Annotated in this window: 22 protein-coding genes; 1 reads left to right on the top strand and 21 read right to left on the bottom strand. The window is 43.1% G+C overall.

Annotation, left to right across the window (positions count from 1 at the left end):
- Positions 1–182: 182 nt before the first annotated feature.
- The 5 genes from R2R28_RS12875 to R2R28_RS12855 form a co-directional block, all read right to left on the bottom strand.
- A complete protein-coding gene (locus tag R2R28_RS12875) occupies positions 183–401 on the bottom strand; it encodes a PRTRC system protein C (protein ID WP_316826099.1) in 219 nt (72 codons plus the stop codon).
- 16 nt (positions 402–417) lie between these two features.
- Positions 418–969, bottom strand: a complete 552-nt coding sequence (locus R2R28_RS12870) for a PRTRC system protein E (RefSeq protein WP_316826098.1) — start codon at positions 967–969, stop codon at positions 418–420.
- Positions 966–1,184, bottom strand: coding sequence for a hypothetical protein (locus tag R2R28_RS12865; protein ID WP_316826097.1), 219 nt, complete (start codon positions 1,182–1,184; stop codon positions 966–968). The genes R2R28_RS12870 and R2R28_RS12865 overlap by 4 nt, the downstream gene beginning before the upstream one ends.
- A 122-nt stretch (positions 1,185–1,306) precedes the next feature.
- Positions 1,307–1,726 (bottom strand): single-stranded DNA-binding protein, encoded by a 420-nt coding sequence (locus R2R28_RS12860; protein ID WP_316826096.1) that lies wholly within the window; start codon positions 1,724–1,726, stop codon positions 1,307–1,309.
- A 396-nt stretch (positions 1,727–2,122) separates the two neighbouring features.
- Positions 2,123–2,692: a UPF0758 domain-containing protein gene (locus R2R28_RS12855; RefSeq protein WP_316826095.1), complete on the bottom strand. Its 570-nt coding sequence runs from the start codon at positions 2,690–2,692 to the stop codon at positions 2,123–2,125.
- Positions 2,693–2,811: 119 nt separating this feature from the next.
- Here R2R28_RS12855 and R2R28_RS12850 point away from each other — a divergent pair, with 119 nt between their 5' ends.
- Entirely contained in the window at positions 2,812–3,213 is a 402-nt protein-coding gene (locus R2R28_RS12850) for a hypothetical protein (RefSeq protein ID WP_316826094.1), read from the top strand.
- A gap of 118 nt (positions 3,214–3,331) precedes the next feature.
- Here the strand turns inward: R2R28_RS12850 and R2R28_RS12845 are convergent, their stop codons facing one another.
- The 16 genes from R2R28_RS12845 to R2R28_RS12770 form a co-directional block, all read right to left on the bottom strand.
- Positions 3,332–3,508, bottom strand: coding sequence for a histone H1 (locus R2R28_RS12845; protein ID WP_316826093.1), 177 nt, complete (start codon positions 3,506–3,508; stop codon positions 3,332–3,334).
- Between the two features lie 186 nt (positions 3,509–3,694).
- Complete coding sequence (locus tag R2R28_RS12840) at positions 3,695–4,480, bottom strand: hypothetical protein (protein ID WP_316826092.1); 786 nt, start codon at positions 4,478–4,480, stop codon at positions 3,695–3,697.
- Between the two features lie 176 nt (positions 4,481–4,656).
- Positions 4,657–5,451: a hypothetical protein gene (locus tag R2R28_RS12835; protein ID WP_316826091.1), complete on the bottom strand. Its 795-nt coding sequence runs from the start codon at positions 5,449–5,451 to the stop codon at positions 4,657–4,659.
- A 59-nt stretch (positions 5,452–5,510) separates the two neighbouring features.
- Complete coding sequence (locus R2R28_RS12830; protein ID WP_316826090.1) at positions 5,511–6,113, bottom strand: hypothetical protein; 603 nt, start codon at positions 6,111–6,113, stop codon at positions 5,511–5,513.
- Positions 6,114–6,923, bottom strand: coding sequence for a DUF4099 domain-containing protein (locus R2R28_RS12825; protein ID WP_316826089.1), 810 nt, complete (start codon positions 6,921–6,923; stop codon positions 6,114–6,116). It abuts the gene before it with no gap.
- A 13-nt stretch (positions 6,924–6,936) separates the two neighbouring features.
- Complete coding sequence (locus R2R28_RS12820; RefSeq protein ID WP_316826088.1) at positions 6,937–7,509, bottom strand: M23 family metallopeptidase; 573 nt, start codon at positions 7,507–7,509, stop codon at positions 6,937–6,939.
- Positions 7,484–9,442: a type IV secretion system DNA-binding domain-containing protein gene (locus R2R28_RS12815; RefSeq protein ID WP_316826087.1), complete on the bottom strand. Its 1,959-nt coding sequence runs from the start codon at positions 9,440–9,442 to the stop codon at positions 7,484–7,486. Before R2R28_RS12815 ends, R2R28_RS12820 begins: the two co-directional genes overlap by 26 nt.
- A 12-nt stretch (positions 9,443–9,454) precedes the next feature.
- Positions 9,455–10,279, bottom strand: a complete 825-nt coding sequence (locus R2R28_RS12810) for a DUF4138 domain-containing protein (protein ID WP_316826086.1) — start codon at positions 10,277–10,279, stop codon at positions 9,455–9,457.
- Positions 10,280–10,284: 5 nt separating this feature from the next.
- On the bottom strand, positions 10,285–11,484 hold the full coding sequence (traM, locus tag R2R28_RS12805; RefSeq protein WP_316826085.1) for a conjugative transposon protein TraM: 1,200 nt from the start codon (positions 11,482–11,484) through the stop codon (positions 10,285–10,287).
- Positions 11,481–11,909 (bottom strand): hypothetical protein, encoded by a 429-nt coding sequence (locus tag R2R28_RS12800; protein ID WP_316826084.1) that lies wholly within the window; start codon positions 11,907–11,909, stop codon positions 11,481–11,483. The genes traM and R2R28_RS12800 overlap by 4 nt, the downstream gene beginning before the upstream one ends.
- Positions 11,887–12,501 carry a conjugative transposon protein TraK gene (gene traK / locus R2R28_RS12795; protein ID WP_316826083.1) on the bottom strand — a complete coding sequence of 205 codons (615 nt, stop codon included), beginning with the start codon at positions 12,499–12,501 and terminating at the stop codon, positions 11,887–11,889. Before traK ends, R2R28_RS12800 begins: the two co-directional genes overlap by 23 nt.
- A gap of 24 nt (positions 12,502–12,525) precedes the next feature.
- Positions 12,526–13,674 (bottom strand): plasmid transfer protein, encoded by a 1,149-nt coding sequence (locus R2R28_RS12790; protein ID WP_316826082.1) that lies wholly within the window; start codon positions 13,672–13,674, stop codon positions 12,526–12,528.
- 21 nt (positions 13,675–13,695) lie between these two features.
- A complete protein-coding gene (locus R2R28_RS12785) occupies positions 13,696–14,499 on the bottom strand; it encodes a hypothetical protein (protein ID WP_316826081.1) in 804 nt (267 codons plus the stop codon).
- Positions 14,496–15,185, bottom strand: a complete 690-nt coding sequence (locus R2R28_RS12780) for a hypothetical protein (RefSeq protein WP_316826080.1) — start codon at positions 15,183–15,185, stop codon at positions 14,496–14,498. Before R2R28_RS12780 ends, R2R28_RS12785 begins: the two co-directional genes overlap by 4 nt.
- Positions 15,182–15,850, bottom strand: coding sequence for a hypothetical protein (locus R2R28_RS12775; RefSeq protein WP_316826079.1), 669 nt, complete (start codon positions 15,848–15,850; stop codon positions 15,182–15,184). The genes R2R28_RS12780 and R2R28_RS12775 overlap by 4 nt, the downstream gene beginning before the upstream one ends.
- Positions 15,847–16,509, bottom strand: a complete 663-nt coding sequence (locus R2R28_RS12770; RefSeq protein WP_316826078.1) for a hypothetical protein — start codon at positions 16,507–16,509, stop codon at positions 15,847–15,849. Before R2R28_RS12770 ends, R2R28_RS12775 begins: the two co-directional genes overlap by 4 nt.
- Positions 16,510–16,519 lie beyond the last annotated feature (10 nt).

Here is a 16,519-nt window from a genome sequence, read left to right as displayed (position 1 = left end):
AAACATGCCTTAAAAAACCATTTCGGTCAGGGATTGGGGTGCAGGTCTTTTTTTGTCTTTTTTTATTTCCGAAAGGTCGGACAGTCTGTCCAACCTTTCGAGAAATTTCCCCAAATTTTGGTGGAGTTTCCAATTTTGCGAGTATTGTTGTGTTTTGATGCATTTCGCTATGTTTTTCATGGTTAGCCTTTTGTACCCAATGTGGTAATGAATTTAAATTCGAGGGCATCTCCCTTGATTTCGGGTCCCTCGATCTTTGCCGTAGTGAGAATGGGATAAGTCCCCGAATAAAAATCCATAACCTGTTCGGGGCTGAATTTTTGTGCAGGGTCAGAAAGTTTTACCTCCTGTCCCTTATCGCTGAAAACGAATGTTCTTGGTAATGCGGTTGTTTTAAGCATGGCTTTTTTTTTTGGTTTACAATAGCGTCATTTGGCTTTTTCTCCAATTGAGTTCCTTTTGGAGTTTTTCGATCTCTGCTTTTTTATCGGGATAATCCTCCACATTTGGAAGAATCGCGAGAGCCTCCCCATATTTACAGGAACTGTTCAGCGCAGCAATATCTTTTACAATATCCTCGAATTTGGTTTTGATAGAAGCAGATTCTATGGATTCGATTGTACTGTCCCCTATCTTTTTCGTATCGGGGACTGAACTGCTTTTTTCCTTGGGTTTGGAGATCAGTTTTGCTTTTGCGTCTTCCAATCCTTTTTGGTAGGCAGATAAGTTTTCAAAAAAAGAAACGGTCTGTTCCACGGGAGCAGAAAGGCTTTCAAAAAAGCCCTCGTCAATTTCCTTAGCTGTCCCACGGTATAACATTGGTGGTAATGTGTTACCACCCGATTCTGCTGCGCTACTTTTGAGCAGAACAGAAACGAGCAGTTCGCTTTCTGCACTAAATGAAACATTGATGATCCAAGAACCTGCACCGTGCAGCCTTTGGATAGCCTGAAAAAAATTGGTTCTCATGGTTTCTGTTTAAATAAGTGTGTTCCCCTTTGTTTTGAAAAAACGGCATCGAAACCGTTGCCCCCGATTACGCTTATAATAATGTTCTCGGCATGGCGGATGCGCACGGCATCCCCTGCGGAAATCCGCAAACAATAGAGGTTTTCAAAAAACCGCAATGTTTTGGCGATTTCGTAAAGGGCTTTTTTTTCTGTGGTATCGGCTAATATGCTCATGATATAGTTTTTTAAGGGAGCGGTGAACCGCTCCCCATGTTTTAATTCAGTTGAAATGAAATATTATAATTTAGGTCGTGTCCCATGCGGAAAACCTAAAATGGATAAGTACCGCCTAATAATTAAAATGGCACATCACCGTCAATGCCCTCGAATTTGTTTACGGGCACTGTTTCTTCTGCATTTGGCGCATCATGCTGTGTATTTTCAGCAGCAGGGTAACCACTTTCACCTCTCTGATTACTTCCCAAGAGTTTGATTTCACTAGTATGAAAGGTTAAAGAGGCTTTGGGCTCACCCGAACCGCTCAGATAGGCGTTAATACCAATTCGGCCATAAACCTGTACCCAACCCCCTTTTTTTAGATATTCCGCTATTCCTGTATTAAGCCAATAGGAACACTCGATAAATGTGGTCACCTTTTTCTGTTCCCCGCCAGAGCGGTAAGTGTCATTGATAGCAATTGAAAAGCCAACAACTTTTCTCTCTCCGCTTACTGTTCTTACCGCTGCATCAGCGGTCAATCTTCCTGTAATTTCCATTCTGTAAAATTTTAAGTTTAACTTTTTTTTTCCTTTCCTTTTTTCCGAAAAATCTTTCCAAAAGAAAAAACGGAAAAAAAGAAAGTCCGAAAAAACGGGTGTATAGGAAACGAGAGCTATAAGTCCCGGAGGGTGTTTTGGCGCAGCCAAAACATTATGCGCTCGCAGAGCACCGAGCGCCCGATATTTACGGCCTTTTTTACCGTTTTCTATTGTAAAGTTTAACTTTACAGCCTATAGCAAAAAAGACGCTTGCCCCGTAAAACTATTAACGTAGGCCCCCAAAAACCAACATTGAAATCAGCCTAAAAAAAAATATATAAATGACTTACAGGGTTTTACCATATTCAAATATTTCCAATGCGTTGATTTTTCAATTGCAGTACTACACTTACCCTAAACCGCGCACATCCTTCTACCCAGCTCAAGCGCTGCCAGGATAGCACTGGACTTTGCCAACCCTACACCTTTAAACCTGGAAAGCGATTTATGGTCCTGCGCTGCCAGCACCTCAAGCCTACCCCCAACTGCTTTTAAGATCTTTTGAGCTAAATCGACAGCACTCACATCAGCCCGGCCAGAACCGATCAGCATCGCCATCAGTTCTGCATCACTCATTTGGGATGCACCCGAAGAAACAAATTTTTCCCGTGGCCTTAAATTGATATCCCATGACCTTATTCCTTTGTTATCAGCGGAACTTTTAAGGCGGGCTACATCCGCAACACTGAAATTGTCCTGGCCCAGATAGCTTGCAGAGTGGAACAGTGAAGACATTGCAGAAATCAAAAAATGAAAATCCTGTTCAAAGACGACAACTGTCGAACGTTTATAGGTTCCATCATCCTGCGCATCACTTCTGGTAATGCACAAATAACGGTTATCGTTAGCTGCTCTTTTAAAATCAAGAAAGTAATTTCTTTTCCCTGAGGAAAAATTTTCGGAGGTGAGATTATTGGTGTTCATATCCATCAAGTTTAGGTATGAACAAAATTATCTATCGTATTCTGAGGATTCGGTTGTATATTGGCTTATCCGATCCGACCGGATAAAAAACGGATAGGGACTACAGAAGATAATTCAAAATGCAGCAGCCTAAAGAAAACGAGCGGACCTGTAGCTACCGCAACTGTAACAATACATTTGAAGGGAGGAGTGATAAGATCTTCTGCAGTGATCAATGCCGTAACCATGCGCGGCGCGACCAGCTAAAGACTGAAAAATGGAATGAACCGGTTTTTTATGATAAACTTTCTGAAATTATTAAAAACAACCATAAAATACTAAAACACCAATTTGAAGAAAAGGGGGAGAATACGATAATTACCAATTTCCTGTTAAGGGACAGCGGATTCAATTTCGAATACCATACGCGGATTCTTAACACATCAAAAGGCATTTACAGATTTTGTTTCAATTATGGCTGGCTGGAATTGGAGAACGGAAAGATACTGATCGTAAAAAACGAGAAGATGGTCGAAATCTGAGCTCTAAACTATTTGTGATTAAAGTCTGCTGTTAAAAACATCCCTAACGACATGCAAAAGCAGGGCCGCTGCCCAATTGGACAGCGGCCCTGCTACTATTTCCCAAAACAGATTTCTTTTACTTTGTATTTTTCTTTTCTGTTACTTCAGCCCTGATCTCCTGAGCAAGGTTTTTAAGATCCTGCATACCTTTACGTACACGTGTTCCTGCTGCAGCGTTTCCTGCGCTGTAGAATTTTTCTACGTCAGCTTCAACAGAAGCTACCAATTCTTTGATTTTACTGAATTTTTCCATGCTTATAATAAATTTGAACGGCAAATATATCCATTAACATCAATCCACCAAATTATTCAAATCATAAACAGCTTTACGACATCACATTACCCTAAAAAAACAGCCTAAAAACATTAAATATGCAAAAGCACGGAGGCTTTCGCCTCCGTGCCCGTGACAGCAGTCTGTCCGGTAATTAAAGCAATTCTACCTGCCCCTCCCTGTTTTTTTTTCAGCCGAAGTGTCTTTTATAGCAGCTTCTTTAAGTTCACTGGATATCAATGCCTTAGTCGAAGCTTCATTAATGCCAACTGCTTTGCTGTAAACCGAAACAAGGTTCAGATCATAAAAATCAAGGGTTTTGAACTTAGGATTTGCAGCAATAAAGCCCATAATCTCTTTGCCATCCTTTAAAAAGGTCACCTCATGAAGATTGCCCCTATTCAGGCTTTTCAACAATTGTTCTTTAAATCCCGGTCTGTCAATACCCTGGAATACAAACCCCTCAACAGTAGAAACCAGATTATAATCATATTTTTTGAATGCATAGCCTTTTTCTGGATCACGTTCCGAAAGATCAAGCTTAAACCACATGTTGGCTTTTTCTCCGTTCTTAAGCACAACATCCTTATTGACCGCACGTCCACAAAGTAGATTGTAGCTCTCTTTAACTGTTATTCCCTCACCTTTTTTGATATAAAACCGCTGATTTCTCATTTCATATGGCTTAATGGCCGGCTGAAGATATATATCATATCTGTCAAATGAATACTTATCGGTACCGCTTTCTTTTGATATTTCAAGCTGATACTGTACCACATCTACATGATCCGGCCGATTTTTCGGATTGGGCACAGGCATTATTAAGTCCAGGGTCATACGGAACCGTGGCAGTTCAAATTCTATACAATTTCTCAATGAAGCGTTTAAAGTCCTCCCAAAGCCAAGGTATTCCAGAGTATGTTTCAGATCACTAAAATTCTTTTCGTTCATAATCATCACATGAAATGCCTTTTATCGAAAATGAAAGATAGTGCCTAACATTCTAAAACAGCCTTTCATTTTCTTAATTTCTACCCAGTTGACCAGTAACTTAAAAAGGCAAGCAGATAAAAACCGGGGACCGAAGTCCCCAGTTAAACAGAGGATACCCCCCAAACAAAACACAATTATCTTCCCCTGCCGTTTTTCGCTTCAACCGAAGTTTCCTCTACAACAGCTTCCTTATTTTCTACCGGGGCCAAGGTCTTCACGGGGGCTTCTTTCAGATCAACCGCTTTGCTATAAACCGAAGCAAGGTTCAGATCATAAAAATCAAGGGTTTTAAACTGCGGATTTGCAGCAATAAAGCCCTTCATCTCTTTGCCATCCTTTGAAAAAGTCATTTCATGCAGGTTACCCCTTTCCAGGCTTTTCATCAACTGGTCTTTAAAACCCTGCTTATTGATATCAGGGAGTACAAAGCGGTCAACAGTAGAAGCCAGGTTATAGCCATAGTTTTCACCATAATTTTTAACTGCAAAGCCCTTTTCCGGGTCACGCTCCGAGAGATCAAGCTTTAGCCACATATTGGCTTTCTCACCGCTTTTCAGCACTACATCTTTATTCACCGCCCGTCCTGAAAGCAGGTTATAACTTTCTTTAACAGTTACCCCTTTTCCCTTATTGATGTAAAAAGTCTGGTCAACCGCATCAGGCTGCCCTGCCTTTTGAAGGGATGCATTATATTTGTTGAAAAAATACATTTCCGTATCCTTGCTTTTTGAAAAGTCAAGCTCATAGCGCATGCTATCAGCGAGTTCGGGCTTATCCTTGGCATTTGGGGCTGCCATACTCACTTCCAACTGAAGCTTGAATTCCAGAAGTGGTTTTTCGATTGCTTCCTTAAGTTTCTGGTTCAACGATTCGCCAAACCCTAAGTATTTCAGATTATTCTGAAGATACTCCAAATTGTTTTCGTTCATAATAAATGGATTAATTTTGATTGATAAAAAATAAAATTTAGCTGTTGATACAGCCATTTTCATTGATTCATAAATTCGTGTAAAAAAGAAATTTTGGATTTCGGGACATATTGCCTGAAAAAAGGCCGTATTTTCACCAATAAGAAAAACCGCCGCAGCGAAATGAGCTGTTGAGGGATACAAAAAATATTACCGGGTAATTTGAAAAATACCATTTCATCCCCGAGGATGAAATGAACCGCAATTCCCCTATAGTCCATACAGAATTTGATTGTCCGTAGGTTTTCGATCAAATCGCCTCCTAAAAGCAAATTAATCTGTACTTTCCCAGTTTGTTTAAGTATCTCTCCGGGAAAATGATAGTCAGGACCAATGGCAATAAACAACAGTTCGTCTGGTCTGGTGAACCTGCTCGGATTAAAATGCAGAAAAGCAACGGCTTCCATGGCGCTTGAACAGATAAAGACCTGGGTTACAATATTTAGATTGACAACACTACTGCTCCAGAAATCTCCGGCAACGGCTATTAAATGTCCATCCTTGCCAAAGTGTTCGGATAGGCCACCATTATAGTCAAATATCACACTGCCGGAAATATCGGTCCTAAACGAAAATCCATAGAGCCCGCATATTTTCCTGGCAACAGAAACAGCAGAAAACATTTATCTTGATGTTCCTGATCGGGTATAGCCCCGACTATGACCAGTGCCAGCACTTAACTTCTCATCAGAAATCATATCCCCGAGCTTAGACATCTGCTGTTTCTCATATTCCTTAAATGCCTGTTTGTAACCGTTGTTTTTTTCATTGCTTTGCGCCAGCAAGCCTTTTTCACCGATCAATGCCTTGAGGCCGGTCAACAGCAGATAAGAAATCCCACCGTCCATCAAAACCGAAACAACCAATGCAAGCCTGTTTGAGCGGATGCCCTCGGCACTGGTGCTGCTCGCCTGTATCAAAGTGCCATCTTCCAGTTCGATCTGTCTTCCGGCACTGTAACGCTCTTTCTGATATGGGCTCAAAGTCATACCATTCACCTTTTCCGGCGCTTTCACCTTAAGCATATCAGTCACCACAAATTCTTTTGTGTCCCAATCATATTCGACCAGCAGTGATTTTTTCTCCCCGTCCCGGTCGACTTCTTTTAAGATATTTGCACGCTCGCCCAGAATGAGCTGATCAGCTTCTGCCTGGTTAATATAAGAAGGATTCAAAGACTGTTTGTATATCGGATGGACCAACAAGTCAGGTTTTCCTGCCACGCCCCTAACTAATGAGAGTTTTACTTCCATCTCTTTGATCTCGATACCGCTACGGGAGATATCATGTAATTTGATCAGATTGGTCCTACCGCCTGATAAAAGCGCATGAATATCTTTTCGATCGATCAACAGTTCTTCACCTTTTACAAGCCCGATCTCCCGGAGCTGCTCAAGGGGCAGATCTTTTTCGTTCAATATTGTTGTGTTCATAATAAATTCGGTTTTAATGGTTAATTTCAGTTTCGCGTTCAATATGAATAGTTACCCCGGATGGTTTTCTTACCCAGAAAAGGTCATTTAAAAAAAGATAAAGGTCATTTCCGTACAGGTTACCGAAGAAATAAAGACACTTTAGCGGATCAACAAATCTCCCCTTGTGTTTTATTCCAAAGTGGAGGTGTTCCCCTGTAACCCTGCCGGTATTCCCCGTGATAGCGATTGAAGTTCCGGAAGCCACAAGACTCCCAATACCGACCATGGATTTTGAAAGATGTCCATAAATACTGCTATAGGCACCATGAGCAATGATGATGTAGTTTCCGATAATCAGGTCAGCTGAGACCTTGACTACTTCCCCGGGCAGGATGGCAAAAACGGTATCTGATCTTGCGCGCAGATCTATGCCAGTATGAAAAACATTCATCCTGCCGGTTACCGGGTGTGTCCTGTTACCAAATCCAGAGTTAACCTGAAACTTGCGCAGTGGAAGCGATAATTTCAGTCCGTCAAAAGACTGAGCATGGGCAAGGTTAAAAGAAAGGCATATTACCTTAAGAAAAACCAGCGACCATAACATCGATCTCCCTGGTGATGCGCATAAAATTGCTCCGGAGAATTTCTTCTTTTTTGCCCCCAAAATCATAGTAAACAGGCAGCTCGACATATCCATCTTCTTCTTTTTTAATTTCGTCCACATCCAGGTTAATCCTGCAATTGATTGCAGAAGTCTCGAATTTACCAGAGTAAGAACTCTGCGCATCGGCTGCAATTACCCCTACCATCTCGCCAGCACCGAGCGAGGCGATCTTCCCTGCAGGGATCAATACCTCGAGTTTTTCACTCAATGAGACCGAAACCTTGCTCCTGTCGATCGAAAGGCTTTCACCCAACTGTTTGGATTTTCCAAGGATCCGTTCCAACCAGTCCAGTGTTTCCTTGTTCCTTGCGGATCCGGAAAGCACATTTCCGATTACAGAAATAATCGTAGAGGCGGTATCTTTACCATATTGCTGTTTAAACTGTGGCAGTTCCTGAAGCCCGATCAAAACAGCAACCCTATTGGATCTGGCCGTGGCAATCAGGTTCTCAATACGGTGTACAAAAAGTGTAGGTACTTCATCAATGAGCAGCGCGGAAGGAAGATTGCCTTTTGAATTGATCAACCTGGTCAAACGGTTAAGCACTACGGAATAACATGCGGAATTGATGTTCTGCGTATTGGGATCATTGGCCAGCACCAATATACCGGGTGATTCTTTGCTGGAAATTTTCAAATTAAAATCATCTCCCGAAAACACCCAGAAGCTTTCTTTGGTCGCCATACGGCTCATAAATATCTTCAGTGTGCCGATCTGCCCTTCGAGCTGATCAAATGCCTTTGCCGCAAATGCTGATTTAAACGGGGAAAGCAGCGAAACCAGTTCAGGATCGGTAAACAGTACGGCAAATATCTCTGCATAGGACCGGTTTAAAAAAGCCATCACATGCGGCAGGCTTGAAAGTTTACCGTTCTGATACCTACTTAAAAAATAAATACAGGAGGCCAGAAAATTAATTGCAGACTGAGTGAAGAAAGCATCACTACCACTGGCCTTATCCCCTTTTTTCAATGCCTCAACGGTTGCTTCAGCTGTTTCGGACGCATCTGCCAGGGTTGTGATGTAATCGGCACGGAGTGGGTTGATCCGTCTGCTTTTTTCGACTTCGTTCAGATTGATCACGTGAAAAGTAAATCCTTCCAGTAATCCTTTTTTCTTCGAGAGCAAAAAGTGATAATAAGCAATTTTTCCAAGGTCCGGATATTTGAAATCGTACAGGCATACCGCAAAAGACTTGGCGATCATCTGCCGGATAAATGGGTTAATGATAGAAAAGGACTTTCCGGATCCTGGCGTACCGATCACCATTGTTGCCCGAAAGGGATTGACCAGATTGATCCAGCCCTTCCGTACTTTTTTCCCATAATAAAAAAGCATCGGTATGTTTACAGAGAAAGGAGTTTCTACCTTAAGGGTAGGCTGCATGAAACTTTCAGCCTCCACGTTCCACTTATCTTTACCAAGACCGGAACGTATGATCTTGGACACATTGTCCATAGAAACGCTGATCATTAACGCACCAAAGAGCGAACAGATAATATACCCGAGATCATACCAGGAAGTATAGGCAAATACCAGGGTAGAAGGCTTTTCAAAGAAATAGATACTTCCAAAATATAACAGCAACCCGGCACAGAGTGGATAAACAACCTTGCTTTTCACATCAAAATCCGGTTGCTTTTTAGACAACGTACCAATACTGACCAGACAGATCAATATCAATATAGACAGCTTGCTATAAATCAGTTCATCATAAATGGGAAGCAGTTTTATCCTGTAAAGGCCTTTTGAAAATAGTCCCCAGAACGGTGCATCAATGTAAACAAAGAGGGTAACTTCCAAAAAAATGCAGAAATAGATCAGGCACTGGAGAAAGCCGTGGAGCTTTTGGATCTCTTTAGACTCTTCCATAAAAGCAACAAATTACTGGTCAAGGGCATCAGAATCCAGCAGGTCCCCATATCTTATCCCGAAAGATACTACCCTGCCAGAGACCTGCTTTTCGGAAAGCGTGACATTAAGGATCTTGTTTCCCGGAAAGGTGAATTTTCTAAAAACGAACACATTGCGGTAATACTTATTGAAAGATGAAACCTTCGAAAAAACATATTCCGGCACGAGGTCAATTGACTGGCTGTTTGAAGCCCGCAAAAGTTTTTTATCATCAATCTTAAACCTGACTTCATCAATATCAACCTTTAGGTTACTTTTGTTTAGATAACTGATATCCAGGAATACATAATCCCCAACGCTTGCAATTTTATTCAGTACAGCCTTTAGTCCATATGCATTTGCCCTGACAGATCCACCTGAAGAAGATTTTCTGAACATTGAAAGTGCGTAACCCCTGGCTTCAGATTCAGATAGCCCAACATCGGGCAACGATATGGGCCGCATATCAAAAATCCCAATATCCATATTGGCCCTAAACAGACTATCCGATCTGCCTTCATCATAAATCAGGCTGAACTGGGAGATATTCTTTTCTCCAACAACGGTAAGCACAGATGAAAAAGCAGAAGCACAGGAGTCGATCAGTTTTAGTCTGAGCAAGTTCCCCACCGGAATATCACCGTGAACCTTCGGTGTTGAAATATCGACATACCGGATATTTTCAGGTGAAAGGATATGCACTGTCATATCTTTTTTAAGATATATCACAGTAAGTGGTTTGTTCAAAGGAAAAGTCTGGGCAAAAGCATGCCAGGTGGCCAAAAAGCTGAAGGCCAACAGAAGTATTTTTTTCATAAAATTTATTTTAATTGTTTCTGGAAAGATTGGGGATCGATAAGATAAACGCGGCTATTGTATTTTACCTTGGCCTTATTTTTTTTGATCAGCCCTGAAACTGCGGAGGAGGTTGACGTAAATATCTTATCCACCGCGCTCATCAGGAACTCCTGCTGATCTTTAGCGCCGCCCTGGGTAGAAAAGCCCTGGACTGACTCAGTTCCAAGGTTCCGCGAAAACTCCCTAAAGTTTGATGAAGGAACATATAACCCCTCAAGACCGTCAAGGTCATAAATTTCGAGCCTGACAGGGATAATTCTGTCCCCTCTGGCAATGGAGGTAACACTTAGCTTGACCCGTTGCTGGGAAAAACCAGAAATTTCAGCAAAGAGATAAGTCCCTTTCACCAATGGCAGGGAACCAACAAAAAGATCTTCCAGAATCCGGATCCTGATCCTCGAACCGGAATAACCCGTCACATTTTCATCGATCACAGCAAGAATAGGCCTTTTCTCATTTTCTGCCATTACCGTATTAAAAATACCGCCGGTAATAGCAGCTTTGGTTACCGATTGGACATCTGCAACTGTGGCAGCAAAAGCAGGTTTTAATTTTTCCTTTCTTTTAAGTTCCGCCTGGTACTGCGGATCATTTGCCTTACCCATACTGTCCATATAGGACATCTGCTTTTTAAATACCTCCATTGGGTCCGCTTCATGTTCTTTGACCATTTTGTCCATGACAGGCTGCCGGATTGGTTTTCCACCCCCAGCCAGTGCAGAAAGCGCTTCTGCCATTACCCTGTCTTCCGTAGAAAGTTGGGGCTTCCGCCTGCTACCAAGCTCGAAATCCGATGAAGGACCTGCCGCAGTACCGATCACCCCGGTTCCTCTACTTTTAAGTATACGGTCTATGGAATCCAGTTTATTTTTCTGGTTTCCAGTTTTAACCATAACTGCTGCAGCCTCATCGCCTTCAATATTATTTATCGCAGTAGTTCCTTGCGAATCTTTGTAGCGGTCCCGGTATGCATCAAGTTTGTCAGTAAGGCCACGTTTTCTAACCTGGTCTGAGATATCAGCAACATTACTGTTCATCCCATCCTGGGCCACGACCTGTTTTTTTTGACCGGCCGAGCTCTGGTAGACATAAAAGAACAGGCATAAAAACGGTAACGCGAGCAAAGGCACTACATATCTGGGCTGTTTCAAGTTTATTTTCATGGTTGTTGGATTAGTTTAAGTTCAAGCAGTGCATCTTCCAGAAAGACAGAATCAGACTGCGAAAGCTTCTTTTTGTTTAAAACTGAATCTACTTTGTCCCTAATGGTCATTGTCCGGCGTAGATTTTCCGCAGTTCTTGAAATAGAATTCAAGCCCTTGGTAATTGCTGTGGGATTTTGAACACCTTCATTCTTTGTACCCAAAAGAGGTGTACTCGAAACGCCTGTTTTAAAATCAGAACTGAACGACCTTATCACCGAGTAGATCAGCACAATAAGCATACATACGAATATCCTTTTTGGATGCCTCGACAGAATAGATCCTGAGCGCTCGTATATTTTTTTGATATAAGGTGCAAGCTCATCCCGCAGGTCTGCCCATACCGTTTTTTCCGGTGCCCTGTTAGAGCGAATTTTTCTGAACATTTTCGATGTCTTTATTTTCAATGGTTTTCCAACCGGTGATCAACACCCCGTGGGGATTATTTTCACTCCTTGGTATATCTTTCAGGTAACCTTCGGTAACCAGCGAGCGGGAAACTGTCGTGCTGCGCCGGTCTATTTTCTGTTTTCCATAATACCTGAAGTATAGATGTGGCAGATCAAGAAAAATAGAATCGGTCTGCAGGGTCAGCACAGAACTGCTGGAAAGAACCGAACTGAAATACCCCTTTTCCTTAAGGTCATTGTACTGGCGGGCACCCGATTCATCGATCAGGTACATGGCCCGTTTCATCTGGTATTCAATAAAACGGTCATCAGGTGTGAGCGAAAAGAAAATGGAATGGAACAGGTCAATGTGGGCTTTATATTCAGCTGGACGGTTTATCTGCACGTCGGTCTGTTTGGCGAGGATCGGCACATTATTATCCAGTATATAAATGCTTTTTCGGGCGGATATGACCTGTTTATAGGCGTAAACCGATACCACAATACTTACAGATAAGGCAAGCAACAAGCTCCCCATAGATACAAAAGTGGCCAGGCGGATCTTGGATTCGATATTTTTAATGATCATAACAGATAGTTAAAAGTTAAATAATCAAAAGAATTTTCCGGATACTTTTTTGGCCATTCCTATAACAGTCTGGGATCCACGGCCAAAATTCGATGCAGCGGAACTGATCCCGGAAGTAGAGATAATCCAGGTCGAAATGCTTGGCACAGTGAACATGCAGATCGCGCCGATCAAAAAACTCAGGATCACCGTTCCGAAAGACAGGATCCCATTTCCGGCAAACCAAGCCATTTTTTCCATATTTACCGCTTCTCCGTTCTCCCCGATCAGCTCCTTATACCTGCTGATCTCCATAGTCATAGCCGTTTTCTGAAGCAGGGCAATAATATACATCACCAGATATCCAATCCCCAGATAGAGATTTACCGAAACAAACCTTGCAATCCAGGTACTCAAAGAATCCCTGAAAGAGGGTAAGACACTCGCAGCAACTGCAAAAGGCCCAAGGATAATCAGGATTGCTGAATAAATAATCTGGATGATAAAAAGCACGTAAACGGCCAGACGGAGGATCCAGATACCAAGCAGCTCCAATAACTGGGTCAATAACAATTGCATACCGATCTTCAGACGGTTTTTAAGCTCAATGACCGGACTGATCACTGTCGACATCCCCTCTTTCACAGAACTGGTGACCGAGTCCCATGCCTGTCCGATCCAGGTATCTGATTCTTTTTCAGCAAGCTCCGTCTCCGCCTGAAAGCTGTAAAGGGCGTTGGCAACCTTGATCATATAATCAGCACGGATCAGCCGCAGGTTATTGACGTTGGCCTGCTCGCTCATGTACATCTCTTCAGTTTTCATCGCCACCATATCGGTCGGAAAAGCAATCACCTTGGTAAAAGCACCCCACCATAGTATGATCATCACGAGTCCGAACGGCCGGAGCAGTGGCATAATCTCCAGTTTTTTGTCCCCTGAGATCATCTCATAAGACTTTATGGCAAAAAATATGATCATGAATATAGCGGCCAATGCCTTGGCATCGGTGATAAAGAGATCGAAATGTTCCCAGAGGGAATTTTTCAGTCCTTTTAAAAACACCATCACTCCCTCCTCATAAACACCGTTTCCCTGCAGAAACTCAAATGACTTCCTGTAATCGGAAGTCTGGGCTGATGCTCCAATGGTTAATACCATCAGGATAAAAATTAACCCTATATATTTTTTCATAATAAACAGTTTAGGATGATATTAATATTTACGGCTGCGCAGTACTTCCCGGGCTATTTCCACATCACTGTTCTCATCCCATTTTTCGATCCGGGTTTCCTGGGCTTTAAGTTTCTTTTGGAGCAGCCCCTGTGAAATAAACCTGCCAGCGGTTGAAACCCTTGTAGACCAGATGCCCATCAGCTTGCGGTAATCCATCAGCATCCCATGATAGGAAAGTATCCTTGCACCGCGGTCCTGATTACTTTTTCTTGTCAAATCAAGCCTTTCAGCCAGCACCCTCATTTCACCGTTATACCAATCGTAAATCCCTTCACTGATCAGACTGGCTTTCGTACCGGCGTTTAAACCCTCAAGGGCGAGCAACGGATCAAAATCGGTCACAGGCCTTAGCTGACGGGAATAATAAAGCAACCATAAGGGATCAGCAGCGGACAATAGCCCGGAATGGCCCAGGATTTCTTCTTTCGCCACATTTCCCAAAGAATCTGAATGAAGTTCATACGAGCGGTCAGCATCTTTTTGAAGTCCTGCCAGCGATAGCCGCTGTAACTGTGGCCCTGCTCCCGCCAGAGGGCGCAGATCCGTCTTTGGATAATTCGGGTGCAGCCCCCAGGTGAGCCAATAATAGGGGTTGATACCAAGCCATCCCGAAGTCGGGGTAAACTTTGAACGGTCCCATTGTTTGAAAACCATACGCTCCTGCTGATAGACCATGCTTTCATCCCTGATCGATTTCTGGGCACCACAAAACAATGCCGGAAGCATCAACAGCATAAAAACAGGCATAATCATCACTACTGTGATTGTTCTATTTTTTTTCATCTTTTTAAGTATTTAGTATTCCTGATAATATCTTCCACCATGGAGCGGTCCTGATTGATAAAGGAAGCAAAAGGATTGAGCGAAGAAAACATGCCCTTTATTTTGGCATAATACATTGCTTTCCACGCGCCATAAGTCAGCCCTGAAAGAATGTGCAGTTCGGTATTGATCTTGCGCAAAAGCGCATCCCTTGCTGCGTGATCCATTAAAATATCGTTGCCGCTCTTGAGCACAAATCCGGAAACTTCACTAAACAGGCTCAACGCCCGTGAATTCATCTCACGGTACATGTCTTCTGCGAAAAGCAACAGATAAGGCTCCGATTTGGCAAGTTCTGCCATCTGGGTAGAATAATTCAGGATATCCCCGCAGATCAAAGCCATATTTTTGACCATCAGCCCTCCCCTTAATGCGGAATTGACATTGGACAGTCCCTCATAGATAATGCTCTGCGCGGCCACAACTGTCGCGCAGTTTAAGTTAATCTGCTCCAGGCTTGCGTTAATCCTGTCCAGAAATTCGTTGTGCGTCATTTCCGCGGCACCCCTCACTGCAAAATTCTCATTGACAATGCCAAAGTGCCTGGAATCAAAGACCACCCGCTGGGCATATCCCTTGAAAAAACAGAACCCAAGAAGCAAAACACTCAGCAACACCGAAACCGGCAGAAATAATTCCTTTTTCATTTTTTTAAGTATTTGGCGTTTTGGATAATATCCTCAATAAGCGAACGGTCGGTATTGATGTAATCTGAAAATGGGTTCAACTGCATGAAAAGTGCCCGCATATTCCCGTAAGAAATGATATTCACCAGTCCACTTGATAGGGCACGCAGCTTTGAGAGTTCAGCTAGAACAAAATCAAACAGGATCTTTCTATCCGAAACTTTCATCTGGTTGACCGCCCCAATGCTTACTGTTAACCCTACAAGGAAAGACAGCAGATCTTTGGACCGGGAAAGAAACTCGGCCTCGGTCTGGTAAACCAGCAAAAGCAAGGCGGGATTCTCTCTGGCCAGTTCATAGAACTTTACCTGATCATCGGTTATGCCCTGAATCAATGGCACAGCCTTTAATCCGATGTCCATGGCAACCATTGCCGTACCGATCAGATTGAACCTTCGCTGTATTTCCCGGTAACTGTTTTTAAGCTTTGCAAGCATCGTCCGGTTCGCCTGCTCATTGATCAGGCTTACGCTCTGCCTGTCCCTTGCCACCTGCTGCTTTTCATTTTCAGATTTTGAATCGCTGACCAACTGGTGGATCCCGGGAATATTGAGCGCTTTCTGCTGGCCCTGGCTACTAAAAAAGCAGCCGAAAACCAGATGTATCAATAAGATAAAAGTTCTCATTTCTTTAAGTATTTAGCCTCCGAAATAACCTGATTGGCAATCCTGACATCCATATTTACCCAACCTGCCCAGGGATTGAGCGCAGCAAACAGTCCTTTCATTTTCGCCCAGTACATCGCCCTGTGCATCCCATATGCAGTGCCACGGAGGATCCGCATCTGCGTGGCAATATTATTGAGCAATTTTGAGCGCTCCCCTGCATCCATCAGGTTTCCCTTGCCACCTTTTAATACAAAAGCCCCAACCTCCGTCCCAAGTGAAAGGGCCCTGACCTTAAATTCGCGTGCGCCCTTCTCCGCAAATAGCAGTAACACAGGGTCCGACTTTGCCAGGACAACCGTTTTTTCAACATCCCCGACGATATCAAGCCCGATCTCTCCGATCTCCTTTACCGATACCAGGTTGTTCATCACCGAGGCGACCTGCGTAAGTCCCTGATAGATCCTGTCCTGAAGATCATTTACGATGAGCAGCTGTCCGGTCACTGCAAGCTGGCCTTTTGAGATCAGGCTCAGATTGTCGTTTGTCCTGTTCAGCTGGCCATTGATTACAGAAGCGTGCCCGGCTATCGCGCCCGAAATCAACGGGTCAACATAAAGTGTCTGCGCCGAGACAAAAAAGCACGGCCAGGCCATTAAAAACATAAGTATTGTTTTCATATCCCAATTG

The sequence above is a fragment of the Pedobacter miscanthi genome (genome assembly GCF_032678605.1).
GTDB lineage: Bacteria > Bacteroidota > Bacteroidia > Sphingobacteriales > Sphingobacteriaceae > Pedobacter > Pedobacter miscanthi_A.
The sequence above is the reverse complement of the archived record's forward strand: the minus strand, read 5'-3'. Positions and strand labels throughout refer to the sequence as shown.